The sequence below is a fragment of the Allobosea sp. TAF32 genome (assembly GCF_052113585.1).
Lineage (GTDB): Bacteria > Pseudomonadota > Alphaproteobacteria > Rhizobiales > Beijerinckiaceae > Allobosea.
The window spans coordinates 19725-45252 of the sequence record NZ_JBFRDM010000002.1; the positions used below are offsets into that span (position 1 = coordinate 19725).

General features: G+C 66.2%; 30 protein-coding genes. 19 read left to right on the top strand and 11 right to left on the bottom strand.

The window, feature by feature from the left end; translation table 11 throughout:
• Positions 1-100 precede the first annotated feature (100 nt).
• Both AB4Z16_RS04490 and AB4Z16_RS04495 read right to left on the bottom strand, forming a co-directional pair.
• Complete coding sequence (locus AB4Z16_RS04490; protein WP_441510143.1) at positions 101-1045, bottom strand: DnaJ C-terminal domain-containing protein; 945 nt, start codon at positions 1043-1045, stop codon at positions 101-103.
• Between the two features lie 153 nt (positions 1046-1198).
• Positions 1199-1654, bottom strand: a complete 456-nt coding sequence (locus AB4Z16_RS04495) for an RT0821/Lpp0805 family surface protein (protein WP_441510144.1) — start codon at positions 1652-1654, stop codon at positions 1199-1201.
• A gap of 123 nt (positions 1655-1777) precedes the next feature.
• Between AB4Z16_RS04495 and pdxH the strand changes: the two genes are divergently transcribed.
• From pdxH to AB4Z16_RS04520, 5 genes are all read left to right on the top strand, one after another.
• On the top strand, positions 1778-2392 hold the full coding sequence (pdxH, locus tag AB4Z16_RS04500; protein WP_441510145.1) for a pyridoxamine 5'-phosphate oxidase: 615 nt from the start codon (positions 1778-1780) through the stop codon (positions 2390-2392).
• Positions 2393-2406: 14 nt separating this feature from the next.
• Positions 2407-3183, top strand: coding sequence for an SDR family NAD(P)-dependent oxidoreductase (locus AB4Z16_RS04505; protein WP_441510146.1), 777 nt, complete (start codon positions 2407-2409; stop codon positions 3181-3183).
• Positions 3184-3199: 16 nt separating this feature from the next.
• On the top strand, positions 3200-3679 hold the full coding sequence (locus AB4Z16_RS04510) for an NUDIX hydrolase (RefSeq protein ID WP_441510147.1): 480 nt from the start codon (positions 3200-3202) through the stop codon (positions 3677-3679).
• A complete protein-coding gene (locus tag AB4Z16_RS04515; RefSeq protein WP_441510148.1) occupies positions 3676-4119 on the top strand; it encodes a TIGR02301 family protein in 444 nt (147 codons plus the stop codon). Before AB4Z16_RS04510 ends, AB4Z16_RS04515 begins: the two co-directional genes overlap by 4 nt.
• A gap of 182 nt (positions 4120-4301) precedes the next feature.
• Complete coding sequence (locus tag AB4Z16_RS04520; protein ID WP_441510149.1) at positions 4302-4571, top strand: hypothetical protein; 270 nt, start codon at positions 4302-4304, stop codon at positions 4569-4571.
• Here the strand turns inward: AB4Z16_RS04520 and AB4Z16_RS04525 are convergent.
• From AB4Z16_RS04525 to AB4Z16_RS04540, 4 genes are all read right to left on the bottom strand, one after another.
• Positions 4568-5839: an RNA polymerase sigma factor gene (locus AB4Z16_RS04525; RefSeq protein ID WP_441510150.1), complete on the bottom strand. Its 1272-nt coding sequence runs from the start codon at positions 5837-5839 to the stop codon at positions 4568-4570. The genes AB4Z16_RS04520 and AB4Z16_RS04525 overlap by 4 nt on opposite strands.
• Positions 5840-5901: 62 nt before the next feature.
• Complete coding sequence (locus AB4Z16_RS04530) at positions 5902-6327, bottom strand: YciI family protein (RefSeq protein ID WP_441510151.1); 426 nt, start codon at positions 6325-6327, stop codon at positions 5902-5904.
• A gap of 35 nt (positions 6328-6362) precedes the next feature.
• Complete coding sequence (locus AB4Z16_RS04535; protein ID WP_441510152.1) at positions 6363-6785, bottom strand: YciI family protein; 423 nt, start codon at positions 6783-6785, stop codon at positions 6363-6365.
• A 182-nt stretch (positions 6786-6967) separates the two neighbouring features.
• Entirely contained in the window at positions 6968-8308 is a 1341-nt protein-coding gene (locus tag AB4Z16_RS04540) for a dihydroorotase (protein WP_441510153.1), read from the bottom strand.
• Between the two features lie 150 nt (positions 8309-8458).
• Between AB4Z16_RS04540 and ygfZ the strand changes: the two genes are divergently transcribed.
• From ygfZ to AB4Z16_RS04555, 3 genes are read left to right on the top strand one after another with little or no spacing between them, the layout of a single operon-like run.
• On the top strand, positions 8459-9358 hold the full coding sequence (gene ygfZ, locus AB4Z16_RS04545) for a CAF17-like 4Fe-4S cluster assembly/insertion protein YgfZ (RefSeq protein WP_441510154.1): 900 nt from the start codon (positions 8459-8461) through the stop codon (positions 9356-9358).
• The gene (locus AB4Z16_RS04550) at positions 9355-9999 is read left to right on the top strand and encodes a DNA-3-methyladenine glycosylase I (protein ID WP_441510155.1); all 645 of its coding nucleotides are present in this window, start codon (positions 9355-9357) and stop codon (positions 9997-9999) included. The genes ygfZ and AB4Z16_RS04550 overlap by 4 nt, the downstream gene beginning before the upstream one ends.
• Entirely contained in the window at positions 9999-10625 is a 627-nt protein-coding gene (locus AB4Z16_RS04555) for a YfbR-like 5'-deoxynucleotidase (RefSeq protein WP_441510156.1), read from the top strand. Before AB4Z16_RS04550 ends, AB4Z16_RS04555 begins: the two co-directional genes overlap by 1 nt.
• Here the strand turns inward: AB4Z16_RS04555 and AB4Z16_RS04560 are convergent.
• Positions 10600-11967: a pilus assembly protein TadG-related protein gene (locus AB4Z16_RS04560; RefSeq protein ID WP_441510157.1), complete on the bottom strand. Its 1368-nt coding sequence runs from the start codon at positions 11965-11967 to the stop codon at positions 10600-10602. The genes AB4Z16_RS04555 and AB4Z16_RS04560 overlap by 26 nt on opposite strands.
• A 254-nt stretch (positions 11968-12221) precedes the next feature.
• On the opposite strand from AB4Z16_RS04560, the gene aceB reads away from it, so the two are divergent.
• Positions 12222-13829: a malate synthase A gene (gene aceB / locus AB4Z16_RS04565; protein ID WP_441510158.1), complete on the top strand. Its 1608-nt coding sequence runs from the start codon at positions 12222-12224 to the stop codon at positions 13827-13829.
• Positions 13830-13891: 62 nt separating this feature from the next.
• Here aceB and AB4Z16_RS04570 read toward each other — a convergent pair whose 3' ends face one another.
• The 3 genes from AB4Z16_RS04570 to AB4Z16_RS04580 are packed head-to-tail and all read right to left on the bottom strand — an operon-like array spanning position 13892 to position 15263.
• Positions 13892-14053, bottom strand: coding sequence for a hypothetical protein (locus AB4Z16_RS04570; RefSeq protein WP_441510159.1), 162 nt, complete (start codon positions 14051-14053; stop codon positions 13892-13894).
• 44 nt (positions 14054-14097) lie between these two features.
• Positions 14098-15042, bottom strand: a complete 945-nt coding sequence (locus AB4Z16_RS04575) for a dihydrodipicolinate synthase family protein (RefSeq protein ID WP_441510160.1) — start codon at positions 15040-15042, stop codon at positions 14098-14100.
• A gap of 8 nt (positions 15043-15050) precedes the next feature.
• Positions 15051-15263 carry a hypothetical protein gene (locus AB4Z16_RS04580; protein ID WP_441510161.1) on the bottom strand — a complete coding sequence of 71 codons (213 nt, stop codon included), beginning with the start codon at positions 15261-15263 and terminating at the stop codon, positions 15051-15053.
• Positions 15264-15437: 174 nt separating this feature from the next.
• On the opposite strand from AB4Z16_RS04580, the gene AB4Z16_RS04585 reads away from it, so the two are divergent.
• The 8 genes from AB4Z16_RS04585 to AB4Z16_RS04620 all read left to right on the top strand — a co-directional run bounded on the left by AB4Z16_RS04585 (position 15438) and on the right by AB4Z16_RS04620 (position 22294).
• Positions 15438-16481, top strand: coding sequence for a DUF3616 domain-containing protein (locus AB4Z16_RS04585; protein ID WP_441510162.1), 1044 nt, complete (start codon positions 15438-15440; stop codon positions 16479-16481).
• A 5-nt stretch (positions 16482-16486) separates the two neighbouring features.
• Positions 16487-17050, top strand: a complete 564-nt coding sequence (locus tag AB4Z16_RS04590; RefSeq protein ID WP_441510163.1) for an NUDIX hydrolase — start codon at positions 16487-16489, stop codon at positions 17048-17050.
• Between the two features lie 327 nt (positions 17051-17377).
• Positions 17378-18295, top strand: coding sequence for a hypothetical protein (locus AB4Z16_RS04595; protein ID WP_441510164.1), 918 nt, complete (start codon positions 17378-17380; stop codon positions 18293-18295).
• 138 nt (positions 18296-18433) lie between these two features.
• Positions 18434-18718, top strand: coding sequence for a metal-sensing transcriptional repressor (locus tag AB4Z16_RS04600; RefSeq protein ID WP_441510165.1), 285 nt, complete (start codon positions 18434-18436; stop codon positions 18716-18718).
• A gap of 25 nt (positions 18719-18743) precedes the next feature.
• A complete protein-coding gene (locus AB4Z16_RS04605) occupies positions 18744-19856 on the top strand; it encodes an S-(hydroxymethyl)glutathione dehydrogenase/class III alcohol dehydrogenase (RefSeq protein WP_441510166.1) in 1113 nt (370 codons plus the stop codon).
• Positions 19857-20015: 159 nt separating this feature from the next.
• Positions 20016-20852: an S-formylglutathione hydrolase gene (gene fghA, locus AB4Z16_RS04610; RefSeq protein WP_441510167.1), complete on the top strand. Its 837-nt coding sequence runs from the start codon at positions 20016-20018 to the stop codon at positions 20850-20852.
• A 93-nt stretch (positions 20853-20945) separates the two neighbouring features.
• Positions 20946-21230 (top strand): hypothetical protein, encoded by a 285-nt coding sequence (locus AB4Z16_RS04615; protein ID WP_441510168.1) that lies wholly within the window; start codon positions 20946-20948, stop codon positions 21228-21230.
• A gap of 212 nt (positions 21231-21442) precedes the next feature.
• Entirely contained in the window at positions 21443-22294 is an 852-nt protein-coding gene (locus tag AB4Z16_RS04620; RefSeq protein WP_441510169.1) for an outer membrane protein, read from the top strand.
• Positions 22295-22369: 75 nt separating this feature from the next.
• On the opposite strand, the gene gpmI is transcribed toward AB4Z16_RS04620, so the two are convergent.
• Positions 22370-23884, bottom strand: coding sequence for a 2,3-bisphosphoglycerate-independent phosphoglycerate mutase (gene gpmI, locus AB4Z16_RS04625; protein WP_441510170.1), 1515 nt, complete (start codon positions 23882-23884; stop codon positions 22370-22372).
• A 117-nt stretch (positions 23885-24001) separates the two neighbouring features.
• Here gpmI and AB4Z16_RS04630 point away from each other — a divergent pair, with 117 nt between their 5' ends.
• Both AB4Z16_RS04630 and AB4Z16_RS04635 read left to right on the top strand, forming a co-directional pair.
• Positions 24002-24751 (top strand): haloacid dehalogenase type II, encoded by a 750-nt coding sequence (locus AB4Z16_RS04630; RefSeq protein ID WP_441510171.1) that lies wholly within the window; start codon positions 24002-24004, stop codon positions 24749-24751.
• Positions 24752-24770: 19 nt separating this feature from the next.
• Positions 24771-25457 (top strand): glutathione S-transferase family protein, encoded by a 687-nt coding sequence (locus AB4Z16_RS04635; RefSeq protein ID WP_441510172.1) that lies wholly within the window; start codon positions 24771-24773, stop codon positions 25455-25457.
• Positions 25458-25528 lie beyond the last annotated feature (71 nt).

Genomic DNA, 25528 nt, shown 5'->3' on the forward strand with positions numbered 1-25528 from the left:
TTGACGACGGCCTCCACGGCTGAATCATGCATCCGGCCCCAATCGGGGGCATTTTCCTCCGATCAAGGCCGGCAAAAGCTCATCGCAGCAGGCTGAAAGGTCAGTCCGTGTCGCTGCGCGTCTTCATCAGGGCGGTCAGCTCGGCGTCGCTTGCCGGCATCTCGATGTCGATCGCGACGAAGAGGTCGCCAACCGCGCCCTTTTCGCCCTTGAGCCCTTTGCCGCGCAGGCGGAACTGCTTGGTCGTGCCGGTCAGCGGCGGGATCGTCATCTCGACGGCGCCGGTCAGCGTCGGGACGTGCAGCGGCCCGCCGAGCACCGCCTTGGCGAGCGGCACCGCGACGCGGGTGCGCAGATCCTTGCCGTCGACCGTGAAGCGCGGGTCCGGCTTGATCTTGATCGTCATCATCACGTCGCCGGTCTCACCGGAGAACGGATCGGTCTGGCCCAGTCCACGCAGGCGCATCACCTTGCCATCGGTGACGCCCTCGGGGATCGTGATCTCGACCTCGCGCCCGGTCGGCAGCTTGACCCGGCGCGCGCCGCCGGTCACGGCCTGCGCCAGCGTGACCTCCAGCGTGAAGCTCTGCTCCGGCGGCTTCTGCGGCTCGGGCCGGCCGCGCGAGCGCCGGCTCGCCTCGCCAAAGAGCGAGGAAAAGATGTCGGAAGCGTCGAAGCCGGCATCGCCACCCGGCTGGCCGCCGCCGGGTTGCGCGCCGCCGCGCCCACCGAAGGGGTTGCCGCCCTGGCCGAAATTGAATTCAAAGCCGCCATTGCGTCCGCCGCGGCCGGCGCCCATGCCCTCGAAGCCCTGGAACTTCGGCTTGCCCGCGGCATCGATCTCGCCGCGGTCGAACTGCTTGCGCTTGGTCTCGTCGCCCAGGATCTCATAGGCGGTATTCAGCTCGGAGAAGCGGTCCTGCGCCTTCGGATCTTCCTGGTTGCGGTCCGGGTGCAGCTCCTTGGCGCGGCGGCGGAAGGCCTTCTTGATCTCCGCATCGCTCGCGCCGCGGGCGACGCCCAGAACCTGATAGGGATCGCGCATCCAAAACCTCGTTTTCACGCAAAGTCGAACTCCCGGCGCCCAAGCCGCCAGCCGTCCACTTCGCCTAATCTGGGGATGGTGTGGCGCGAGCGCAACACCTTCGCGGCGCCGTTCTGCACCCGTAGCAACGTCGAGGCAAGCGCATGGCCTGCGTCAGCTCACGCCCTTCCAGGGAGAGACATCCTTGACCGCCCATTCGCCGCCGGACGGGCGGCAGGCGGTGCCCTGCAGCTTCACCGGCCGAACCTGAGTCTGGACGCTGGCGATGAAGGCGCGGCAGATCTCGTCCGAGCGCAGGAATGGACCACCGACCGGAACGAAGGACCCCTTGATGCCGCTCTGGGGGTTGTCCCAGGACACGGCGGCGCCATTGCCCTGCGGGTCGAGCGCAACGCCCATCGCCCCGTCGGCGCGGCGCATGTCTTCGGGACCGAGCTCGGCCGAAAGACTCGCGAGCGCCGCCGGCCGGTCGCCGCCGCGCGAGGGCAGGACTGCCGAGGTGGTCGCAACCTCATCCTCGCTCTTGCTCGACAGGCCGAGAATCGGAAACGAGACCGAACAGCCGGCTGAGAACAGCGCCAGCATGGCCACAGCCATCAGCGGACGCATGGGGGCTGCGCGATCAGGAAGGCTTTGGAACGCTCCGGCCCCTGCCCTATATAAACCAACCGCCCGAAACCGGATCACTTGCGCTCGCCCGACGCCCAACTTCCACTGACCGAGGATTAGAACGTGCAACCGTTAACGAGCGGTGACTTCACCGAGGAAAACGAGCCTTTCGCCTTGTTCCAGAAGTGGTTGGACGAAGCGACGAAGTCCGAGCCGAACGACCCGACCGGCATGGCGCTTTCGACCGTCGACGCCGACGGCCTGCCCAATAGCCGCATGGTGCTGCTGAAGGGCCACGGGCCGGACGGTTTCGTCTTCTACACCAACACCGAAAGCCAGAAGGGCGAGGAATTGCTCCGCCAGCCCAAGGCCGCCGCCCTGTTCCACTGGAAGAGCCTGCGCCGGCAGATCCGCATCCGCGGCACCGTCGCCCTCGTCAGCGACGCCGAATCGGACGCCTATTTCCAGTCCCGCCCGCGCGACAGCCGGATCGGCGCCTGGGCCTCGCAGCAGTCGCGCCCGCTGGAGAGCCGTTTCGCGCTGGAGAAGGCTGTCGCCGCCTATACGCTCAAATTCGGCCTCGGCGAGATCCCGCGCCCGCCCTATTGGCGTGGCTTTCGCATCACCCCGCTCTATATCGAGTTCTGGCGCGATGGCGCCTTCCGCCTGCATGACCGCAGCGTCTTCCGACGCGGCGCGGCCGGCGAGCCCTGGACCAAGACGCGCTTCTACCCTTGAAGGACATCCCGCCCATGGCGATGCCGAAGTTCGATTTTCCAAAGACCGAAGCGGGCAAGCGCCCGGTCATGCTGCTGACCGGGGCGAGCCGCGGCATCGGCCACGCCACGGTGATGCAGTTCGCCATGGCCGGCTGGCGCATCCTGTCCTGCTCGCGCCAGGGCTTCTCCGAGAAATGCCCCTGGCCCTCGGGCGCCGACGACCATGTCCAGATCGACCTGGGCGACCCCGAGGACACGATGCGCGGCATCGCGGAGATCAAGAAGCGCCTCGTGGCCGAGGGCGGCAAGCTCAACGCCCTCGTCAACAACGCCGGCATCTCGCCGAAGGGGCGCAATGGCGAGCGGCTCGGCGCCGCGACCACCTCCTTCAACGACTGGCACAAGGTCTTCCAGGTCAATTTCTTCGCGCCGATCATGCTGGCGCGCGGCCTGCTCGACGAGTTGACCGCCGCCCAGGGCGCCATCGTCAACGTCACATCGATCGCGGGTTCTCGCGTCCACCCCTTCGCCGGCGCGGCCTACGCGACCTCGAAGGCCGCGCTCGCCAGTCTCACCCGCGAGATGGCCGCCGATTTCGGCCCGCTCGGCATCCGGGTCAACGCCATCTCGCCCGGCGAGATCGACACGGCGATCCTGTCGCCGGGCACCGAGAAGATCGTCGCCACCCTGCCGATGAAGCGGCTGGGCAAGACCGACGAGGTCGCCAAGGCGATCTATTTCCTCTGCACGGACGCTTCGAGCTATGTCACCGGCTCGGAATTGCACATCAACGGCGGACAGCACGTTTGATGCGGGACGTGGCAGCATGACGGCCGACAGCGGCCAGGTCATCCGCTTCCCGGCCGCGGGCCGCGCGGCGGCCCGGCCTGTGCTCGCGGCCTCGGTCGCTGTCTTCCGCGACGGCAAGGTGCTGCTGGCGACTCGCACCAAACCGCCGGCCGAGCAGCTCTGGTCGCTGCCCGGCGGCAAGGTCGAGGTTGGCGAGACGCTCGAGCAGGCGGCCCTGCGCGAACTTGAGGAGGAGGTCGGCGTCACCGCCCGCATCCTCGGCTTCAACCGCCATGTCGAGATCTTCGGCCGCGACGCCAAGGGCGGCGTGACGCATCACTTCGTCGTCGCCTCCTTCGTCGGCGAGTGGCTCTCCGGCGAACCGCAACCCGGTCCGGAGGCCGGGGCCGTGATGTGGGCCGATCCGCTGAAGCTCGGCGGGCTCGCAACCACGCGCGAACTCGCAGACGTGCTGCGCCGGGCTCACAGCCTGTTCACGGCCCGCGGTGCGGCATGATGCGCGGTGCGCGCGCCTGGGCCATTCTGGCCCTTGTCCTCCTCGCTCCGATGGTTTCCCAGGCGCAGCAACGCACGCCGCAGCCGGCAAAGCCGCCCGCGGCCAAGCCTGCCGAGCCGCCCGTCCAGGAGCCGGACGGGCCGCCCTATGAGCCGCAGCTTCTCCAGCTCGCCGAGATCATGGGGTCGCTTGCCTATCTGCGCACGCTCTGCGGCGGCAAGGAGGCGCAGGACTGGCGCGCCCGCATGGCTGCCCTGCTCGATGCCGAAGGGCGCACCCCGCAACGGCGCGACCGCCTGACCGCCGCCTTCAACCGCGGCTTCAAGGCCTATTCGCTGACCCACCGTTCCTGCACCGATGCCAGCCAGGAGGCATCCGCGCGCCTCGCGGCCGAAGGCGAGGCCCTGTCGCGGGCGCTGGCGAGCCGTTATGGCGGATAGGCAACAGCTGTTGCCCGAATGCGATCTTCGGTGGAATTCTTCCGGTCGCGTTAACCTTTCTTAAACACCGCGGTAGCGTGCCGCTCTGGCACGGCTTATGACTTGAGCATCGCCCAACCGTCGCGATCCGGGTCACAACCGGCGCGATTCGCATCAGATTGAAGGCGCAGAGTCCCGTTTCGATGCCGATCCAGCCCGAAGACACGATGCTCGACCCGAATCTCGCCGAAGACCACGGCGATGCGCGCCGCGTCGCCTATGGCTATGTCGAGGACGCCTTCACCGAGGCCCAGCAGGACGGGCTCGATTCGGATGCGCTCGCGCATGCCGCGCTCTTTGCGGCGTTGCGCACACTGGTCGAGACCTATGGCGAGGAAGCCACGGCCGTCTTCACCGAGACCCTCCCCGAGAAGGTGCGCTGCGGCGCCTTCACCATCGGCACGCGGCACTAATCTGCCGCGGTGCGGGCCCTCGCCGCCCGCGCTTCCATCAACGCCCGTTCCTTGACGTTACCCGTCAGCGCCACCGCCTGCTCGAAGGCCTCCGCCGCTTCCCGGTGCCGGCCGAGCTTGGACAACAGGTCGCCGCGCACGCTCGGCAGCAGGTGGTAGCGCTTGAGCGACGGCTCGCTACCCAGCGCCTCGACCAGTTCCAAGCCCGCTGCCGGCCCTTCAGCCATGCCGACCGCTACGGCCCGGTTGAGCTCGACGATCGGCGACGGCATCACCCGGCCGAGCACCGCGTAGAGCGCCGCGATTCGCTGCCAGTCTGTCTCCTCCGCCGTTCGCGCGCGAGCATGGCAGGCTGCCAGCGCTGCCTGCAGCAGATAGGGCCCCGGCGCGGCGCCGGCGAGCCGCTGCGCCCGTTCCAGCGCCGCGACCCCTCGCCCGATCAGCAGCCGGTCCCAGCGCGCACGATTCTGGTCTAGCAGGAGGATCGGCTCGCCGTCGGGGCCGATGCGCGCCCTGAGCCGCGAGGCCTGCAGCTCCATCAGCGCGACAAGCCCATGCACCTCCGGCTCGTCAGGCGCCCGCGCCGCGAGAACGCGCCCGAGCCTGAGCGCTTCCTCGCACAGCGCCGGCCGCACCCAATCCTGCCCTGCCGTCGCGGCATAGCCCTCGTTGAAGATCAGGTAGACGACCTCCAGCACCGAGGCCAGGCGCTCGCCGAGCTCGGCGCCGGCAGGCACCTCATAGGGGACCTTCGCCTCGCTCAGCGTCTTCTTCGCCCGCACGATGCGCTGCGCCATGGTCGGCTCCGGCACCAAGAAAGCGCGGGCGATCTCCTCGGTCGTCAGGCCCCCAAGCAATCTGAGCGTCAGCGCGATCCGCGCTTCCTTGGGCAACACCGGATGGCAGGCGGTGAAGATCAGGCGCAACAGGTCGTCGCCAACCGCGTCATCGAGCGCTTCGTCGAGATCGGGCATCGCCGGCCTTTCGCCGTCGATATCGCGGCCGATCTCGTCCTGCTTGCGCCGGGCCATGATCTCGTGGCGGGCGGCATCGGCGGCGCGGTGCTTGGCGACCTGCATCAGCCAGGCAGCCGGATTGCGTGGCACGCCCTCCTCGGGCCATTGCCTGAGCGCCGCGACCAGCGCGTCCTGCGCCAGTTCCTCGGCCCGGCCGACATCGCGGGTCAGACGCGCAAGGCCCGCGATCAGCCGGGGCGCCTCCATGCGCCAGACCGTCTCGATGGTGCGGTGTGCATCGCTGCCCGACATGGGAAGCGATACACACCATCAGCCCATCGGCTGGCAAGGGTCGCAGGCGAGGCGTCGGTCGGTCAGCCCTGCCGCTCGGACTCGGCCTTCAGGCGATCCCACTGCGCCGCAGTTTCCGGCGTGACGATCTCACCGAAATCGGCCAATTCGAACAGCGGCCGGATCTCGATTTCGGACGGGCCGGGCATCGGGTTCGGGCAACGCTTGACCCAGGCGATGGCTTCGTCGAGCGAAGCGCATTCCCAGAGCCAGTAGCCGGCCACAAGTTCCTTGGTCTCGGCGAAGGGCCCGTCGACGACGGCGCGTTTCGTGCCGTCGAACTGGACACGCGCACCCTTCGAGCTGGGCTGCAGACCGTCGCCGCCCTTCATGATGCCGGCTTTCACCAGCTCTTCGTTATAGGCCATCATTGCCTCGAGCAGTTCCTGGGTCGGCGGAGCGCCGGCCTCGCTGTCCGGGGTCGCCTTGACCATCACCATGAAACGCATCGGTTTTCTCCTTGGATTTGGGATGTCAGGTCGGGTCAGCTGATGCGCTTGTCGGCTTCGGCGCGCAGCTGGTCTTTCCGCTCGCGCCGCTCCGGAGTCACCATCTCGCCGAATTCCTCCATCTCGAAGACGGAACGCAGCTCGATCTCGGTGCCGCCGTCGAAGGGCGCGCGCTTCAGCCATTCGACGGCTTCGTCGAAGGACTTCACCTGCCAGAGCCAGAAGCCTGCGAGCAGTTCCTTGGTCTCGGCGAAGGGGCCGTCCGTGATCGTCCGCTCGCTACCGGAAAAGCGCATGCGCAGCCCCTTGGAAGTCGGGTGCAAGCCTTCTGCGGCGAGTAGGATGCCAGCCTTGATCAGCTCCTCGTTGTAGACACCCATCTTCGCGAAGACGTCCGGGTCCGGCATCACGCCGGCTTCGCTGTCCTTGCTGGCCTTGACCAGAACCATCACACGCATCGGTCTTCTCCTTGGGTTTGGGAGAACCGGGCGGCTCCGGCGCGGACCGCCGAAACCCGTTCTCTGACTGCACGTCGAACGGGCGCGGCTGGAATCGACAGCGCCGGAAATCTTTTTTCGATTTTTTTGCGGAGCCGACCGCGCGCTCATCCAGAGCCGAACGCGGGCGGCGCCGATCCGTTTCAGGCGCCGCGCGGCAGCGCCTCCAGGAATCGGGCCGGCTCGCCCTGCGACGGCATCGTTAGCTCTCCCTCCCACATCACCTTGAGGCCGCGCACGAAGGTGCCGACCGGCCAGCCGGTGACGGTGACGCCGTCATAGGGCGTCCAGCCGCATTTCGAGGCGCTCCACTCCTTGGTGATCGTCTCGCGGCGCTTGAGATCGACGACGGTGAAATCGGCATCGTAGCCGACTGCGATCCGGCCCTTGCCTTCCAGCCCGAAGATGCGCTGCGGCCCGGCGCTGCTGAGGTCGACGAAGCGCTCCAGCGTGAGCCGGCCGGCATTCACATGGTCGAGCATGATCGGCACCAGCGTCTGCACGCCCGGCATGCCGGAATGGCTCGCCGGATAGGGGTGGTGCTTCTCCTCATGGGTATGCGGCGCATGGTCGGAGCCGAGCACGTCGACGATGCCCTGCTCGACGCCCCACCAAATGCGCTGGCGATGACTGTCGTCCCGGATCGGCGGGTTCATCTGGGCGTAGGTGCCGAGCCGCTCGTAGCAATCCGGCGCGACCAGCGTCAGATGGTTCGGCAGCACCTCGACCGTCGCGACATCCTTATGGTCCTTGAGGAAGACCATCTCCTCGCCGGTCGAGATATGCAGAATATGGACGCGCGCGCCGGTCTCGCGCGCGATCCGCACCAGCCGCTTGGTGCAGGTCAGCGCTACCTCCGGCGAACGCCAGACCGGATGGCTCGACGGATCCCCCTCGACGCGCAGCGGCATGCGCTCGCGCAGCATCATCTCGTCTTCGGAATGGAAGGCGGCGCGGCGGCGCGTGCGCTTCAGGATCTCGGCGACGCCCCGGTCATCCTCGACCAGGAGGTCGCCGGTGGAGGAACCCATGAAGACCTTGATCCCGGCCGCGCCGGGCAGCCGCTCCAGCTCCGGCACATCGGCAGCGTTCTCATGCGTGCCGCCGACCCAGAAGGCGAAGTCGCAATGCATGCGGTGCCGGCCGCGCCTGATCTTGTCGGCCAGAGCCTCCGGCGTCGTCGTCTGCGGGATCGTGTTCGGCATCTCGAAGACGCAGGTCACGCCGCCGAGTGCGGCCGAGCGCGAGCCCGTCTCCAGATCCTCCTTATGGTCGAGCCCCGGCTCGCGGAAATGCACCTGGCTGTCGATCACGCCCGGCAGGATATGCAGGCCGGTGCAATCGACCACCTCACCGGCCGAGGCCTGCGAGAGATCGCCCAGCGCCATGATCTTGCCGCCGGTGATGCCGATGTCGCGCGCAACGCGGCCATCCTGGTTCACCACCGTGCCGCCCTTGAGGATGACGTCATAGGTCTGCGGCATGGCGGTTCTCCGGGCGGTTGAGCAAAGGGGCGATGCGGCCTACCTATCGGCAGAGTCGCCGTCTCGGAAGTGGAAACAGCTTTCGGGTGGCGCAGTGCTCCCTTTCGGCCGCACGAGCCCGCCACGGAATCAGAACTGGAACGGCTGCCCATGTCCGCTACCCGATTGATCGATCGCGGTGTCATCCGCGTCAGTGGCGAGGATGCCCGCGACTTCCTGCAGAACCTCGTCACCAACGATCTCGACCCGGTCACGCCGGGCCACGCCGGCTACGGTGCGCTGCTGACACCGCAGGGCAAGATCATCTGCGACTTCTTCATCGTCGCGCTGTCGCCGGAAGACGGCGGCGGCTTCCTGCTCGACACTCCGCTGCTCCAGACCCCCGATTTGATGAAACGCCTGAAGCTCTACAAGCTGCGCTCCAGGATCGTGCTGGAGGACCTCACCGAGAAGAGCACGGTGCTCGCCTCCGCCGATGGCGCGCCGCTGCCGGAAGACGCCGGCTTCGTCTATGACGACCCGCGCCTGCCCGCACTCGGCCAGCGGGCCATCGCCGATGCCGAGGGCATCGACGATCTCGTCACGGCAACGGCTGATGCCTACCACGCCCGCCGCATCGCGCTGGGCATACCCGCCGGCGGGCGCGACTTCCCCTATGGCGACACCTTCCCGCACGAAGCGCTGCTCGACCAGCTCGGCGGCGTCTCCTTCAAGAAGGGCTGCTATATCGGCCAGGAGGTCGTCTCCCGCATGCAGCATCGCGGCACCGCCCGCACCCGCGTCGTGCCCGTTGACTTCGACGACGGCATCGTCGCCGAGACCGGCACGGAGGCGGTGGCCGGCGGCAAGATGATCGGCAGCATCGGCTCGGGCGCGAACGGCAAGGCGCTCGCCATGCTCCGCCTCGACCGGCTGGCCGACGCACTCGCGGCCGGCGAAACGCCGCTCGGCGGCGGCCTCGCTTTCCATCTGGCGGAGAAGCCCGATTTCATCCGCTTCCCCTTGCCCGGCGAGCCGGGCTTCGGAGCAGCCGCAGAGGTCGCCCTATGAGCGAGGCAATTGTCTTGAGCGATGAGCGCATCGCGATCGAAGGGCCTGACGGCAAGTTCCGCTGCCGCTGGCCGGGCACGGACCCGCTCTACCTCACCTATCACGACACTGAATGGGGCGTGCCGGAATATGATTCCCGCGCGCTCTGGGAGAAGCTGATCCTCGACGGTTTCCAGGCCGGCCTCTCCTGGATCACCATCCTCAGGAAGCGCGATGCCTTCCGCGCCGGTTTCGCCGATTTCGAGCCGGAAGCGGTCGCCCGCTTCGGCGAGGCCGATGTCCAGCGCCTGCTCGCCGATCCCGGCATCATCCGTCATCGCGGCAAGATCGAGGGCACGATCAAGAGCGCACAGGCCTATCTCAGGCTGAGCGAGCGCGAGCCCTTCGCCGATTTCCTCTGGAAGCATCTCGACGGCCGCGTGCTGCAGAACAGCTATCGCACGCAGGGAGAGGTGCCTACACAGACCAAGGTGTCGGAGACGATCGCCAAGGAGCTGAAGAAAGCCGGCTTTACCTTCTGCGGCCCGACCATCGTCTACGCCTTCATGGAAGCCTGCGGGCTGGTCAACGACCACCTGACCGGCTGCTTCCGCTATGCGGAATGCGCTGCACTGGCTCGCGACTCCCGCTCCGCCGCCTGATGGCCCGCAAGCTTGAACCGCCGCGCGCCTGGCAGCGCATGCTCTCCGGCCGCCGGCTCGACTTGCTCGACCCCTCGCCGCTCGACATCGAGATCGAGGACATCGCCCATGGCCTTGCGCGTGTCGCCCGCTGGAACGGCCAGACGCGCGGCGCGCATTCCTTCTCGGTCGCGCAGCATTGCCTCCTGGTCGAGGCCATCGCGGGCCATCTCAATCCGGGCTGGAGCCATGCTTGGCGGCTGATGGCGCTGCTGCACGACGCGCCGGAATATGTCATCGGCGACATGATCTCGCCGTTCAAGGTGGTGATGGGCGATGCCTATAAGAGCGTGGAACTGCGCCTGCTCACGGCCATCCATCTGCGCTTCGGCTTGCCTGCGACGACGCCGGCGATGCTCAAGCGCAGAACCAAGGAGGCCGACACCATCGCCGCCTTCTTCGAGGCGACGCAGCTCGCCGGCTTCGCCCGCGCGGAGGCGCTGAAATTCTTCGGCCGGCCGCAGGCGCTGCCGGCCGAGGTCATCGCCTGGCTCGATCCGCTCGACACCGAGGCAGCGCAAGCGCGCTTCCTGGCGCGCTTCGCGGAACTCGGCGGCGGCTTCAGTGCGTCAGACGCACCGCGCTGATCTCGTTCGCGATCGACTTGAAGATCGGGCTCAACTGGGAGGCGCTCGTCACCTCATAGTACATGCTCGCATCGCTAGCACAGTTACGCAGCATCGCTGCGTTTCCATCCATGACTCGGATCGTATAGACATTGACGCCCGCCGCCTTGACGTTCGCGCAAGCAAGTTTCGTCCGTGCATCGATATTTGGATTCGAGGTGCTACCGTCGCCTTCGAAACGATTTTGTGTGTTGTCGCCATCGGTCAGCAGGATCATATACTTCTTCAGCCGCGGCTCCGTATTTGGCTTTGCCTCAGTGTAGGGCGCGCCGGGCGAAAGCGTCGCCCAGCCCCAGACTGCGCCGATGGTGACGTTGGTGGCGCCGACCGGCGTCATCGTATCGATTTTGGCTGACAGTGCTGTCCAGTCGGAACTCAGCCCCATCGTCTGCGCGAGCGAAGTCTGGCCACACCACGTCGCCGGATACTGCTGGGCGCTGGCGGAATACGACCCGCCATCGGTGACGTCATAGCTCTGGTCCCGGTCAGCTATGCAGCCCTCGGTCTTAGCCCAATTGGCCTTGGTCAGGGTCTCGGTGCAGGTCATCACGCCCTTGTTCGTCTTGCAGCCCGAGATCGTTGGATCCGACGAAGCTGCACCGCTCGGCGCCTTGCAGTTATTGCCATTCTTATCGCAGGTCATCGTCACCGAACGGGTCATGCCGTAGCGGATCCACTGCTCGTCCTTCAGGGCTCGGTCGATACGAACCTGTGTGTTGAACGGCACGATCGAGATCCGAATCTGATCTGTGTCGATCGTCGCGTCTTTCATGATCTGAATCAGATCCTTCGACGCCTGTTTCAGCGCCGTCATCTTTCCCGAGGACGACATCGAGCCGGTATTGTCGAGCACCAGCGCGAGCTCGATCGTGTTGGTGCCCCAGGTCGATTGGCTATCGCTCGCAACTGCGATGGACTGAGGGCCGAGCACGCGCCCGATCGTCGTCTCCACACTGGCATTCGCCGAGATTTTGATCGTTCGCGCCGTACGGTCGATCGACACCGTCGCGCCAGCGAACTCGCTCTTCACGCTCGCTGGCAGGTTGTCGCGGATCCAGGAATCGATACGGTCCCGGAGCTGAGCGTCGGTCAGCTTCTGGGCATCGCGCGCGGCCATCAGCGAGGCGGAGTCGATCGCCGAACTCAGCGCTTGGCGGGCGTTGCTGGCACGCGCATAGTCGACGGTGACCCCGACGATTCCGATCAGCGGAAGGGTCAGGAAGCCGGTCATGACGAGCACGTTGCCGCGCTGATCGCGGCGCAACCGCCGCATCAATTCCGAAACGAAAGCGAGCTTGACCATCACATCTCATCCTGGGCCGGATTGCCGCATTGAGCCGGATGAGCGTTGGGGGTCGGAGCTTACGAATTGCTAAAATCGATTCGTGGAACTCGGCCCTATCTGCATATTTTGCCGTAAAATAGGTACCGCGACGTCACATCGCCTTCGACGTGCGGAATATTATTGCCACTTCAGAACAAGTGATGATCATTTTTTGTCGTTTTGAAAATAATGATTTCACAGGACAATGCGATCAGATCACCAAAGGAGCAGCCATGTCGGACACCCCCGCTCTCTCCCTGCCCTCCGGCGTCGTCATCAAGGGCGCCGTGCAGCCGCGCTTCGACGAGATCCTCACCACGGAAGCGCTCGCCTTCGTCGCCGACCTGCATCGCCGCTTCAACGAAACGCGCAAGCGGCTGCTCGCCGTTCGCGCCGAGCGGCAGAAACGCTTCGACGCCGGCGAGACGCCCGACTTCCTGGCCGAGACCCGGCATATCCGCGAAGGCGACTGGAGCGTCGCGCCCATCCCGGCCGATCTGCAGGACCGCCGCGTCGAGATCACCGGCCCTGTCGACCGCAAGATGATCGTCAACGCGCTCAATTCCGGCGCAAAGGTCTTCATGGCCGATTTCGAGGATGCTTCCTCGCCGGTCTGGGCCAACATGATCGAAGGCCAGATCAATCTCCGCGACCGCTGGGCGAACAAGATCGACTTCACCGACCCGTCAAACGGCAAGGACTACAAGCTCAAGGAAAAGCCCGCGGTCCTGATCATCCGTCCGCGCGGCTGGCATCTGCCGGAGCGCCATATCGAGATCGACGGCGAGGAGGCCTCCGGCTCCCTGATGGATTTCGGCCTCTACGTCTTCCATAACGCCAAGGCGGCGCTGGCCGCCGGCTCCGGCCCCTATTTCTACCTCCCGAAGCTGGAGAGCCATCTCGAGGCCCGGCTCTGGAACGACGTCTTCGTCGCCGCGCAATCGGCGCTCGGCCTGAAGAACGGCACGATCAAGGCGACCGTCCTGATCGAGACCTTGCCCGCCGCCTTCGAGATGGACGAGATCCTCTACGAATTGCGCGAGCACATGGCAGGCCTCAACTGCGGTCGCTGGGACTACATCTTCTCCTTCATCAAGAAGCTCGCCCGCAACAAGGCCTATATCCTGCCCGACCGGTCGCAGGTCGTGATGTCCAAGGCCTTCCTGCGCGCCTATTCGCTGCTGCTGATCAAGACCTGCCACAAGCGCGGCGCCTTCGCGATGGGCGGCATGGCGGCGCAGATCCCGGTCAAGAACAACCCCGAGGCCAATGCCGCCGCCTTCGCCAAGGTCAAGGCCGACAAGGAGCGCGAGGCCGGCGATGGCCATGACGGCACCTGGGTCGCCCATCCCGACCTCGTCCCGGTCGCCATGGAGGTCTTTGACCGGCTGATGCCGCAGGCCAACCAACTCGGCAAGAAGCGCGACGACGTGAACATCGGCACCAGGGACCTGCTTGAGGTCCATCAGGGCACACGCACGGAGGAAGGCTTCCGCGAGAATATCCGCATCGGCGTGCAGTATATCGAGGCCTGGCTGCGCGGCCGCGGCGCGGTGCCGATCTACAACATGATGGAGGATGCCGCGACCGCCGAGATCAGCCGCGCCCAGATCTGGCAGTTCGTCCAGTACGGCGTCGGACTCGAAGGCGGGGTCAAGGCCGATGCCGCGCTGTTCAAGCGCTGCCTGCCCGAGGAGATGGACAGGGTGAAGGGCGAGCTCGGGGCGGAGGCCTATGCCAAGGGCAGGTTCCCCGAAGCGATCGCGCTCTTCGAGACGCTGTCGCTGGCGCCGAACTTCGAGGACTTCCTCACCGTGCCCGCCTACGCCAAGCTGGGCTGAACACAGCTCCGATCAGTCCAGGAAGGGCGCCGCCAGATGGTGGCGCCCTTTCGCTTTCGTGGTCAGTTCAGGTGCCACCAGACGCGCCCGCCGATAATCACGGCAAGCAGGATCACCGCCCCGAAGAGGTGCAGGAGATCGGCTTTCCAGCCGCCGGCCGGCGAGGAGCGCACATGCCGGTAGATCGCTTCCCGGCGACGACGATAGCTGCCGATCGTGCTCATTGAAGTCTCCATCCGAAACATTGCGGGCGCTTCCCCCACGCCGGTCAGGCGCGGTGGGCAGGCCCCATCGCGCCCCGGCTCACGGCGGCCGGTACCGTCCCTGCGAGCGGGCGCGGTAGATCCTCGATCACATCACGCACGAAGGTTGCGAGCTCGGAGCGCGCCGAGGCGAGCGGCGCGCGGCAGGCCGCGCCGATGCCGGGATGCAGTATCGACAAGGCGAGCTTGACCAGCACCGGATCGGGCTCCCGCGCCAGCAGGTCGAGCAGCGGGACGAGGCGCCGCTGCAGGATCTGCGCCTGCCCGTAGAGCTCGGAGCGCGCCGCGCTCTCCAGCCGCGCCAGCCAATGCGGCGCGAGATTGCCGACGCTGGTGACCGCCCCGCATCCACCCGCGAGCAGATAGGCCGGGATAGTTTCGGCCGCACCGGTGAGCCGCATGAACCGGCGGTCGCGCAGCCGCGCGATCCGGTCGCAGCGCGCGAGATCGCCGCGCCGTTCGAGGATGCCGACAATGTTCGCCGCGCCTGCGAGCATCTCGAGGGTTTCCGACGCGATCTCGACGCTGCAGCGGTCCGGATCATTGTCGAGGATGACCTCGAGACCCGCTGCTTGCGCCGCCGCGAGCGCATGGGCCGCGAGCCCCGCCTGCGTCGGCCTGTTGTAATAGGGCATGCGCAGCAGCAGCGCCGAGGCGCCGGCCTTCTCGGCGGCGACGATCTCGGCAATCGTCTCGGCCGTGGCATAGCTGCCGACGGCCGCGATCACCGGGACATGCCTGCCCGCGATGAGGCGGGCGGCAGCACAAAGTTCGCTGCGCTCCGCCTCGTTCAGCGTCGAGTTCTCGCCTGTGGCAGTGCCGATCACGATACCGTCGGCGCCCTGAGCGATCTGCCAGTGAATGAGGCGTTCCAGAGCGCCGTAGTCGATCGCGTCTTCGTCGAAGGGCGTGACCAGCGCTGTGAACGTGCCGTGAAGCCAGTGGTTCATGGCGCGCCTCAAAGCAGCCGGAGCGTTTTCGCGGTCATACGGACCGCGCGTGGCCTGCGGCCGGCTTCGAACACGGCATAGCGCAGCGCGGCCCCCTGATCGGCGAAGATTCCGCCGCCGCGACCATGGGTCTCGACGGCCAGCCAGTGACCTTCAACGTCTCGCCCGATCAGAAACGCGAGCGGGCCGCCAAAGGGTTTGCGAGGGATACTGAGCATCATCCTGTTTCCCGAACGGTCTCCGGGACCGCACGGACAAGGTATTTTCGCCGCCATAGCCATTCGAGACAGGGCAAGGGGCGACAACATCAACGATGCATAAGGAGAACGCGAAACCGCTTTTGACTTCCGCGGGCCGCTCGCGCTCAATCCGGCCCTCTCGTCTGGATTCGCCGCATGCGCCCCCGCCTTCTCCCCCTCCTCGCCGCCCTGCTTTGCGCCTCCTTCGCCCAGGCCGCGACGCTCGCCCCCGAACAGCGCTTCAGGACGCTGGGCGACTTCTCGGGCAAAAAGCCCGGCAAGCCGGCCCGCGATGTCAGCGGCCTCGCCTGCATGCCGGTCGCGAACGGCGCCCAGCGCTGCTTGCTGATCAATGACGAGGGCTCATTCGCCCAGTTCGCCCGGATTGCGGAGAACCGCATCACGCCCCGCGCCACGCTCCCGATCGTCGGCACGGACGCTTCGCCCGACACCCTCGGCCAGCCGCCGCAGGGCATCTGCCGGGCCCCCGGCCGCTTTGCCGAACTCGACGGCGAGGCCGTCGCCTATGCGGATGGCGCCTTCTATCTGGCGGGTTCGCATGGTTGCTCGCGCAACAAGGGCGAATTCCGACTCTCCGCCTTCCATCTGGCGCGGATCAAGGTCGATGTGGAAGGCGCCCCGACCGGCCGCGTCGAGCTGACCTATCGCCTGAGCGACATGCTGCGCCAGGCCGGCGAGGCGGGAGCCTTCTTCGGCCGGAGCCTGATGGACGACAACGGGCTGAATGTGGAAGGCATCGCCGTCATCGGCGATACGCTCTGGGCCGGCCTGCGCGCACCTTCGCTCGGCGACCGCAGCTTCCTCGTCGGCGCTTCGCTCACAGCGCTCTTCGCACCCGGGCATGCGGCCGCGACAGCGGCTCCGACGGTGGTGGCGCTGCCGGCCGGGCGCGATCGCGGCATTCGTGACCTCGCCCCCCTGCCCGGTGGGCGATTGCTCGCGCTGCTTGGCCCGGCACAGGAGCAATCGCTCCCATATTCCCTGATGTTGGTCGACACGGCCCGGCCCGAGGCGGCTGAGACCCTCGGCGAGCTGCCCGCCCGCGGCGGCGGCAAGGCGGAATCCCTGACCGTTCTGGCCGAGGGCCGCGGCGCGCTCAACGTCCTGATCGGCTATGACGGCCGCAAGAACGGCCATTTCGAATCCTACCGATTGCCCCTGCCGGCAGAGACCCGCTGAACGCCATGGACTTCCACGCCCGCCTCTCCCGCGCCGTCGCGCGCTACCGGAGCGAGGTCGCCGGCCCGCGCGAGCATCTCTCGCTGCTGCGCTGGCAGATGGCGGAGGGCCATGTGCTCGACCGCCGCGATACCTTTCCCGGCCATCTCACGACCAGCGCTTTCGTGCTCTCCCCCGACCATGCGCAGATCCTGCTGATCGACCATGTCGTGATCGGTCGCTGGCTCCAGCCCGGAGGCCATTGGGAGGAGGCTGAGCACTTCCACCTCTCGGCGGCGCGCGAGGCTGAGGAGGAGACCGGCGTCCAGGGGCTGTCCCTGCATCCCTGGCACGCGGGCGGCGACGTGCCCTTCACCATCGACAGCCACGACGTGCCCGGCAAGCCCGCGCGCGGCGAGCCGGACCATATCCATCACGATCTGCAATACCTCTTCCTGGCCGATCCTGCCTGGCCATTGGTTGCCCAGGCGGAGGAGGTACATGCCGCGGCCTGGAAACCCGTCGAGGAACTGGCGGCGATCGCGCCGCGCGCCCTGGCCCGCATCGCGATGCTGTCCCTGCCCGCCTGATTGTTGCTGCAACGCAACATGTAACTTTATAACGGAACAAGAGGCATTCCAACTCTCGCGTCGCCGTCGCGGTCACGCCATAGTTCGTCGGGAGGCGCCCCTCTATTGCAAATCACTTGCAATAACGTATGACCGTCGCTCACCCGCTGGAGTCGTCATGCTGACAAACCCGTCTCTGTTGCTGCGGCACAACAGCCGGATGGATTGTCGCAATACTTATGGCTCCTTTATCGCGGCAGGCGGGCCACGAATGCATCCTTGCACCGATCCCGGATGACTGAGCGCGGTTTGCACGCGCCCGGTTCCCACTCAACTGGAATTTCTGCTATGAAGCTGGCCTCCGCCCTCCTCTCCGCCCGCCTCGGTCTCGCCCTCGTCGGCACCTGCGCCGCCTCCATCGCCTCCGCCGCCGACCTGCCATCCCGCAAGGCCGCTCCCGCACCGGCGCCAGTCGTCTCGGCCTGTATCGAGAGCGAAGGCATCCCGACCGACGCCTTCGGCTTCACCACCGGCTCGGATGTTGCGGAGAAGGGCTCCTTCGGCCCGAGCCTGACCTATAACGGTGGCTTCGGCACGCGCGTCGGCTCCTCGAACGGGCACGCCCTTACCTTGCAGGGCTCCTACGGGCTCTTCCCCTGCTTCGAAGTCGGCCCTTATGTGCTGGGCAACTTCACGAATGCCTCGGCGGGCGGCGTGAGCGCCGACTCGGGCGCCTTGGGCGCCGGCGTCGAGATGAAGTACAAGCTGCTCGGCCGGGACATGCACGGGCTCGGCCTGACCCTCGTGATCGACCCCAGCTTCAACCGCGCCGATCCGGACGGCGCCGGCCGCTTCACCACCTACAACACCGGCATCCGCCTCTTCGCCGACAAGACGCTGATCCCGAATACACTGTACGCCGCGCTCAACCTCTCGCAGGATCTGACCTGGACCGGGCCATCACCCTATCAGCGCTCATCCACCTTCACGGTCGGCGGTTCGCTTTCCTGGCAGGTGTCGGACGGGCTCTATCTCAGCGGCGAGGTCCGCCATATGCGCGCCCATAACGAGCTCGGCTTCGGCAATGAAGCCGGCTACGCCACCTTCGCCGGCCCTGGCATCTTCTGGCAGGCGACGAAGCAGCTCGCCCTCTCCGCCGCCTACAACATCCAGATCGCCGGCAAGGCCAAGGGCGAGCCCGGCAATCTCGACCTGACCAATTTCAGCCAGCACCTCGTCAAGGTGAAGCTCGGCTACAGCTTCTGAGCCTTCCGAACATCGCGCCTGCGCAAGGGCGGCAGCGGCAACGCTGCCGCCCTTTTTCATGTCGGCAGGTCGTCCGCATTGACATACTCCCCCCGAGTACCATAGCCTGACCGGCAGATCGAAGCTCGATGCCCCCCAATGCCTCACACGCCTGAAGAAAAGAAGCGCGCCGTGACGCGGCTGCGCCGGATCAAGGGGCAGGCCGACGCCCTGATCGCCGCCGTGGAGCGCGGCGAGGAATGCGGCGCGTTGCTCCAGCAGCTCGCGGCGCTGCGCGGCGCAGCGACCGGGCTGATGGCGGAGGTGCTGGAAAGTCACTTGCGCGAGACCATGCACGGCACTGCCGACGCGGCCAAGGCGCCGCCCGACGATGCCGACGAGATCGCCGCGATCATGCGGGTCATCCGCCCCTATTTGAAATAGCCGTTCGCAAGGAAGGAAACCCCCGATGAAAACCCGTGCCGCCGTCGCCTGGGAAGCCGGCAAGCCCCTCACCATCGAAACCATCGAGATCGGCGGCCCCAAGGCCGGCGAGGTGCTGGTCGAGGTCATGGCCACCGGCATCTGCCACACCGACGCCTACACGCTGTCGGGCCTGGATTCGGAGGGCAAGTTTCCGGCGATCCTCGGCCATGAGGGCGCGGGCATCGTGCGCGAGGTCGGCGCCGGCGTGACGACGCTGAAGCCCGGCGATCATGTCATTCCGCTCTACACGCCGGAATGCCGCAGCTGTAAGTCCTGCCTGTCGCGCCGGACCAATCTCTGCACCGCGATCCGCTCCACCCAGGGGCAAGGCCTGATGCCCGATGGGACCAGCCGCTTCTCCTGCGACGGCGGCGAGGTCTTCCACTATATGGGCTGCTCGACCTTCGCGAACTTCACCGTCCTGCCTGAGATCGCGCTTGCCAAGGTCCGCGAGGACGCGCCCTTCGACAAGATCTGCTATATCGGCTGCGGCGTGACCACCGGCATCGGCGCTGTGATCTACACCGCCAAGGTCTGGCCAGGGGCGAACGTCGTGGTCTTCGGCCTCGGCGGCATCGGCCTCAACGTCATCCAGGGCGCCCGCATGGTCGGCGCCGACAAGATCATCGGCGTCGACATCAATCCGGCCAAGCGCGCGATGGCCGAGAAGTTCGGCATGACCGACTTCATCAACCCGGCCGAGATCGGCAACGACAAGGTGGTGCAGGCGATCGTCGACCTCACCGGCGGCGGCGCCGATTTCTCCTTCGACGCCACCGGCAACACCAATGTGATGCGTCAGGCACTGGAGTGCTGCCATCGCGGCTGGGGCGAGTCGATCATCATCGGCGTCGCCGAGGCCGGCAAGGAGATCGCGACGCGTCCCTTCCAGTTGGTCACCGGCCGCGTCTGGAAGGGCACCGCCTTCGGCGGCGCGCGCGGGCGCACCGACGTGCCGAAGATCGTCGACTGGTATATGGAAGGAAAGATCAACATCGACGACCTGATCACCCACAAGCTGAGCCTCGACGAGATCAACCACGGCTTCGACCTGATGCATGAGGGCAAGTCGATCCGCAGCGTCGTGGTGTATTGAGCCGCCGTTTTGCCGCCTCATAGGGCGGGCATCAGGACGCGATGGCCGGGCGCGCCCCGGCCATCCTCTTTGCTGGCATTCTCTGAACTCCGGCTCCCGGGACAGTGCTCCCCATCCGGAAAATGACGTCTCGCCGCCGCCCACAAGAAAGGACCCCATATGGAACTCCTCTCCTCCTCCAAGGCCTTCGGCGGTTCCCAGCGCGTCTATCGTCATGAAAGCACGGCCTGCGCCTGCCCGATGAGTTTCGCGATCTATCTGCCGCACCAGATCGAGGATGGCCCGGTTCCCGTGCTCTGGTATCTTTCCGGGCTGACCTGCACCCATCAGAATGTCATGGATAAGGGCGAGTACCGCGCCGCAGCCGCCGCCAACGGCATCGCCATCATCTGCCCCGACACCAGCCCGCGCGGCGAAGCCGTGCCCGATGAGCCCGACAACTGGCAATTCGGCTCGGGCGCCGGCTTCTATCTCGACGCCACCCAGGAGCCCTACGCCCGCAACTACCGGATGGAGAGCTATATCCGGGACGAGTTGCCCGCGCTGGTCAGCAAGAATTTTCCGCTCGACATGCGCCGGCAGGGCATCTTCGGCCACTCCATGGGCGGGCACGGGGCGATCACGCTCGCGCTCAAGAACCCCGGACGCTACGCGTCGATCTCCGCCTTTGCGCCGATCGCCCAGCCCTCCACCGCCGGCTGGTCCCGGCCCGCTTTTGAGAAATATCTCGGCCCCGACGAGACGGCCTGGCGCGCCTATGATTCAACCCTGCTGATTGCGGATGGGCATCGTATCCCTGATCTGCTGGTGGACCAGGGCACCGCCGACGGCTTCCTCGATGAGGGCCTGCGCCCGCAACTGCTCGAAATCGCCTGCGCAACGGCCGGAATCCCCCTGCAGCTGACGATGCGGGACGGCTACGACCATTCCTATAATTTCGTCTCGACCTTCATGGCGCAGCACATCGCCTGGCATGCCGAGCGGCTGTTCGCGTAGCCGGCGCCCCGCGGTATTCATCCAAATGGAGGATGCTGCTTAACGCTATTTGGGGCCAACTATGCCCCGGGGGGCCACAGGTGCGGCCTATCAATGATGGAAATGCAGATCGCTCATCTGAATGAGCGTGGGAATTTTTTTGTCATCGTTCCGGTCGAAAGCTCCTTCGGCGCGCAGTCCCGCGTGGCTCAGGAGGCCGCGATCGACAGAATGCGGCTTGCTGCGATGGCAGCGCATCTCAACGGCACGGTCGTTCCCGTCTGGCAGCATGGCGACCGCCTGGCCTTTCGGGCACCCCAACGCTTTCACAGCTTCTTCCGGAGCCTGTCGCTGCCGATCATCCGCAGCAAGCTGAACGCGACTCTGCCCTGCCAATGACAGGGTGGCGGCCTGCCCGCCATTGTGCCCGCTTCGAGCTTCGGCCAATTCCGCAAGCGACAAGATTTCGTTAAGAATCCGGGCATTCTTCAGGCAAAAGTAAGGTTAGCAGTTAGGGTTAAGGGTCATTTAAGAAATATCTGGCAGGTTCTTCCCGTTGGTAACTCGCGCGGGCTGCGTTCTTGCGCCGCGCAAACGCGAAGGACACTGCCATGGGCAGCCTGAAAACTCTCGCGCTGGCGGGCGCCCTGACCCTCGGTGCCTCCCTCGCGGCGCAAGCGGCCGATCTGGCCTACGCGCCTCCGCCTCCCCCGCCCGAGCCCCTCGGCCTCAAGGGCACGATCTCCAGCGGCATCTACCTGCGCGGCGATGTCGGCGTCGGCGTCCAGACCGTCGGCAAGTATTTTCAGGAAGATGTTGCTCAGTTCGGCGGCAGGTTCTTCGGCAAGACCGACAACTCGGCCTTCTTCGCCGGCCTCGGCATTGGTTATCGCTTCAACAACTGGCTCCGCTTCGACGTCACCGGCGAATATCGCGGCTCTTCGTCGATCGGGGTGAACGACATCGTCTTCAACCCCTTCATCAACGACAACCAGACCAACACCTACAAGGGCAACCTGTCCTCGCTGGTCACGCTCTTCAACGGCTATATCGACCTCGGCACCTGGAACTGCCTGACGCCGTATATCGGCGCCGGCATCGGCTTCACGCAGAACCGCATCAGCGGCCTCACCGACCAGGGCTCGGTCGCCGGCTTCCCGACGCTGGGTTTTGCAAACAACGGCACCAAGACCAACGTCGCCTGGGCGCTCATGGCCGGCCTCGGTTACGAGGTGAACAAGAACCTCACGCTCGAACTCGGCTATCGCTACCTCAACCTGGGCGACGGCCAGTCGGGCCGCATCCAGAACGCCTTCCTCCCCGAGAGCTATGGCCCGCTCAAGGCCAAGGACATCGACAGCCACGACTTCCGCATCGGCATGCGCTGGAACTTCGGCGACCCGAACTGCTGCGGCACGCCGGAGCCGGTCGCCTACGCACCGCCGGTCGTGCGCAAGTACTGAGGCGGCCTCGACAGCCAGCAAACGAAACGGCGCGGATCATCTCCGCGCCGTTTTGCATTTGTCGGTCGGCGCGCTTCAGCGCAGCAGCGACTGCCCGGTCATCTCCTCTGGCTGCGCCATCCCCATCAATGCCAGCAATGTCGGCGAGATGTCCGCCAGGCGCCCATCCGCCAGCGCCTTGGCCTGCCCGCCGATCAGCATCAGCGGCACGACATTGGTCGTGTGCGCCGTATGCGGCTTGCCAGTCTGCGGATCGACCATCAGCTCGGCATTGCCGTGATCGGCGGTAACGAGCAGTGCGCCGCCCTGGCGCTGCACCGCCTCGGCGATGGCGCCCAAGCCCGCATCGACCGTCTCGACCGCTTTGATCGCCGCCGCCAGCACGCCGGTATGGCCGACCATGTCGGGATTGGCGAAATTGAGCACGACAAGATCGTAGCGACCGGAGTCGATCGCCTCGACCGCCCTGGCGGTCAGCTCCGGCGCCGACATCTCCGGCTGCAGATCATAGGTCGCGACCTTGGGCGACGGCACCATCGCCCGCTCCTCCCCGGCATAAGGGGTCTCCTCGCCGCCGTTGAAGAAATAGGTGACGTGCGGATACTTCTCCGTCTCCGCCATGCGGATCTGCGTCCGCCCGGCCTTGGCGACCGTCTCGCCCAGCCCGTTGGCGAGCGTCTGCGGCGGGAAGAGCGCCGGCATGATCTTGCCGAGCTCGGCGCTGTAGGAGGTCATGCTGACCGCCTTGACGAGTTGCGGCCGGCGCGGGCGCACGAAGCCGGTGAAATCAGGCTCCAGCACCGCATTCAGGATCTCGCGGATGCGGTCCGAGCGGAAGTTGAAGCTGAGCAGCCCGTCGCCATCCTTCATTCCGGCATAGCCGCCGATCACCGCCGGGAGGATGAATTCGTCGTTGACCTTGCCGGCATAGGCAGCCGCGATCGCGGCATCGGCCGTGGCGAAGGCCTCGCCCTCCCCCAGCACCATCGCACGCCAGGCCCTCTCGACCCGCTCCCAGCGATTGTCGCGGTCCATCGCGTAGTAGCGGCCGCAGACGCTGGCGATGGTCGCGCCGGGCGGCAGTGCGGCGGCAAAGGCTTTCACGTACTCAGCCGCCGATTGCGGCGGCGTATCGCGCCCGTCGGTGAAGATGTGGACCTGCACCGGGATACCCTGCTTCGCCAGGATATGGGCGAGCGCCACCGCATGGTCCTGATGGGCATGGACGCCGCCGGGCGAGACCAAGCCGAGCAGATGGCAGGCCCCGCCGCTCGCCTTCAGCGCCGCAACGAGGCCCGACGCCGCGAGCGCCGCCTCGATCGAGCCATCCGCGATCGCCTGGTTGATCCGCGGCAGGTCCTGCATCACCACCCGGCCAGCACCGAGATTGAGGTGCCCGACCTCGGAATTGCCCATCTGGCCTTCGGGCAGCCCGACATCGAGGCCGGAGGTTCGAAGGAAGGCATGCGGGCAACTCGCCCAGAAACGATCGAAATTCGGCGTCTTCGCCAGCCGGATCGCATTGTTCTCGCTCTGCTCGCGCCAGCCCCAGCCGTCGAGGATCATCAGCATCACGGGGCGAGGCGGCATCGGCTTTGACCTGTCGGCATCTGTGAAAGGTGCTTGTGCGGATATCACGCACCCGCTCGTCTATGCGAGTGCTAAGAAAGCGGCGGAACCGCGGCGAAGCCCCAATGGGAGGCCCCGATGACGATCAAGGCGCTGGTTTTCGATGCCTATGGCACGCTGTTCGACGTGCAATCCGTCGCGGCCGTCACGGACAGAGCGTTTCCCGGACATGGCACGACGATCACCCAGATCTGGCGGCTGAAGCAGCTCGAATACACCTGGCTGCGCGCCCTGATGGACCGCTACGAGGATTTCTGGACCGTCACGCGCGACTCGCTCGACTTCACCTTGCGGACGCTCGGGCTCTCGGCGCCGCCTGATCTCGTCTGGCAGATCGCCGAGGCCTATGACGCGCTCGCCCTCTATCCGGAGGCGCGGGCGGCACTGGAAGGGCTCGCCCCATACCGGCTCGCCATCTTCTCGAATGGCAGCCCGGCTATGCTGAAGCGGCTCGTTACCCATGCCGGCCTCGGCGAATTGCTGGAGACCGTGATCAGCGTCGACGAGATCGGCATCTACAAGCCCGACCCGCGTGGCTACGCCTATGTCGAGAAGCGGCTCGGGCTGACGCGTGACGAAATCCTCTTCGTCTCCTCCAACGGCTTCGACATCGCCGGTGCCAAATCGCACGGCTTCCACGTCGCCCGCATCGAGCGCGTCTCGACAGACAGGCTGCGCTGCGAGCTGGAAATGGCCGCGACGATCGACCCGGCCCTGATGTTCAAGGCGCTCAGGATGCAGCCGGAGCAGCTCGGCTTCCAGGCCGACGCGACCATTGCCGCGCTGACCGATCTCGTCTCCTATGTCGCCGCATTGAGACAGGCGTGAAGCGCCGCCGAGGAGCCCCATGATCAAGCTCTACTACCACCCGTCCCCGAACCCGGCGAAGATCGCGCTCTTCCTCGAAGAGGCTGGCCTGCCCTACGAGATGGTGCCGGTCGACACACGCAAGGGCGATCAGTTCAAGCCGGAATTCCTGGCGATCAACCCCAACGCCAAGACCCCGGCCCTCACAGATGGCGACGTCACCGTCTTCGATTCCAACGCCATCCTGCTCTACCTTGCCGAGAAGACCGGGCAGTTCCTGCCTGAGAATACGCCGAAGGCACGCGGCGATATGCTGTCCTGGCTGATGTTCGTCGCCACCGGCATCGGCCCCTATTGCGGCCAGGCCGTGCATTTCAGCCGCTTCGCCCCGGAGAAAATCCCCTACGCCATCAACCGCTATTCCCGTGAGGCCGAGCGCCACTGGGGCATCGTCAACGATCTCCTCGCCAAGCGCCGCTACATGCTCGGGGACGTCTACACGCTGGTCGACATGTCCATTTGGGGCTGGGCGACCCGCCTTTCCTTCGCGGTGGGCGAGACCTGGCCGGAGATGTTTCCGCATGTGAAGCGCCATCTCGACGAGATCTCGGCCCGCCCTGCCGCACAGCGCGCGGTCGCCCTTAAGGATCAGTTCGCCTTCAAGACCGATTTCGACGCGGAAGCGTTCAAGTACCTGTTCCCGCAGAACGCTCATCTGAAAGCTTGAGCGGCCCGTGCGGCGCGCTCACCGCGAAGCGCCGCACGCCTGTGCATCATGGCGGCCACCGCGGCAAAAGC

Coding starts and splice junctions, on each gene's coding strand:
- AB4Z16_RS04490 (WP_441510143.1), bottom strand. CDS start 1,045: ATGCGCGATCCCTATCAGGTTCTGGGCGTCGCCCGCGGCGCGAGCGAT.
- AB4Z16_RS04495 (WP_441510144.1), bottom strand. CDS start 1,654: ATGCGTCCGCTGATGGCTGTGGCCATGCTGGCGCTGTTCTCAGCCGGC.
- AB4Z16_RS04505 (WP_441510146.1), top strand. CDS start 2,407: ATGGCGATGCCGAAGTTCGATTTTCCAAAGACCGAAGCGGGCAAGCGC.
- AB4Z16_RS04510 (WP_441510147.1), top strand. CDS start 3,200: ATGACGGCCGACAGCGGCCAGGTCATCCGCTTCCCGGCCGCGGGCCGC.
- AB4Z16_RS04515 (WP_441510148.1), top strand. CDS start 3,676: ATGATGCGCGGTGCGCGCGCCTGGGCCATTCTGGCCCTTGTCCTCCTC.
- AB4Z16_RS04520 (WP_441510149.1), top strand. CDS start 4,302: ATGCCGATCCAGCCCGAAGACACGATGCTCGACCCGAATCTCGCCGAA.
- AB4Z16_RS04525 (WP_441510150.1), bottom strand. CDS start 5,839: ATGTCGGGCAGCGATGCACACCGCACCATCGAGACGGTCTGGCGCATG.
- AB4Z16_RS04530 (WP_441510151.1), bottom strand. CDS start 6,327: ATGCGTTTCATGGTGATGGTCAAGGCGACCCCGGACAGCGAGGCCGGC.
- AB4Z16_RS04535 (WP_441510152.1), bottom strand. CDS start 6,785: ATGCGTGTGATGGTTCTGGTCAAGGCCAGCAAGGACAGCGAAGCCGGC.
- AB4Z16_RS04540 (WP_441510153.1), bottom strand. CDS start 8,308: ATGCCGCAGACCTATGACGTCATCCTCAAGGGCGGCACGGTGGTGAAC.
- ygfZ (WP_441510154.1), top strand. CDS start 8,459: ATGTCCGCTACCCGATTGATCGATCGCGGTGTCATCCGCGTCAGTGGC.
- AB4Z16_RS04550 (WP_441510155.1), top strand. CDS start 9,355: ATGAGCGAGGCAATTGTCTTGAGCGATGAGCGCATCGCGATCGAAGGG.
- AB4Z16_RS04555 (WP_441510156.1), top strand. CDS start 9,999: ATGGCCCGCAAGCTTGAACCGCCGCGCGCCTGGCAGCGCATGCTCTCC.
- AB4Z16_RS04560 (WP_441510157.1), bottom strand. CDS start 11,967: ATGGTCAAGCTCGCTTTCGTTTCGGAATTGATGCGGCGGTTGCGCCGC.
- aceB (WP_441510158.1), top strand. CDS start 12,222: ATGTCGGACACCCCCGCTCTCTCCCTGCCCTCCGGCGTCGTCATCAAG.
- AB4Z16_RS04570 (WP_441510159.1), bottom strand. CDS start 14,053: ATGAGCACGATCGGCAGCTATCGTCGTCGCCGGGAAGCGATCTACCGG.
- AB4Z16_RS04575 (WP_441510160.1), bottom strand. CDS start 15,042: ATGAACCACTGGCTTCACGGCACGTTCACAGCGCTGGTCACGCCCTTC.
- AB4Z16_RS04580 (WP_441510161.1), bottom strand. CDS start 15,263: ATGATGCTCAGTATCCCTCGCAAACCCTTTGGCGGCCCGCTCGCGTTT.
- AB4Z16_RS04585 (WP_441510162.1), top strand. CDS start 15,438: ATGCGCCCCCGCCTTCTCCCCCTCCTCGCCGCCCTGCTTTGCGCCTCC.
- AB4Z16_RS04590 (WP_441510163.1), top strand. CDS start 16,487: ATGGACTTCCACGCCCGCCTCTCCCGCGCCGTCGCGCGCTACCGGAGC.
- AB4Z16_RS04595 (WP_441510164.1), top strand. CDS start 17,378: ATGAAGCTGGCCTCCGCCCTCCTCTCCGCCCGCCTCGGTCTCGCCCTC.
- AB4Z16_RS04600 (WP_441510165.1), top strand. CDS start 18,434: ATGCCTCACACGCCTGAAGAAAAGAAGCGCGCCGTGACGCGGCTGCGC.
- AB4Z16_RS04605 (WP_441510166.1), top strand. CDS start 18,744: ATGAAAACCCGTGCCGCCGTCGCCTGGGAAGCCGGCAAGCCCCTCACC.
- fghA (WP_441510167.1), top strand. CDS start 20,016: ATGGAACTCCTCTCCTCCTCCAAGGCCTTCGGCGGTTCCCAGCGCGTC.
- AB4Z16_RS04615 (WP_441510168.1), top strand. CDS start 20,946: ATGATGGAAATGCAGATCGCTCATCTGAATGAGCGTGGGAATTTTTTT.
- AB4Z16_RS04620 (WP_441510169.1), top strand. CDS start 21,443: ATGGGCAGCCTGAAAACTCTCGCGCTGGCGGGCGCCCTGACCCTCGGT.
- gpmI (WP_441510170.1), bottom strand. CDS start 23,884: ATGCCGCCTCGCCCCGTGATGCTGATGATCCTCGACGGCTGGGGCTGG.
- AB4Z16_RS04630 (WP_441510171.1), top strand. CDS start 24,002: ATGACGATCAAGGCGCTGGTTTTCGATGCCTATGGCACGCTGTTCGAC.
- AB4Z16_RS04635 (WP_441510172.1), top strand. CDS start 24,771: ATGATCAAGCTCTACTACCACCCGTCCCCGAACCCGGCGAAGATCGCG.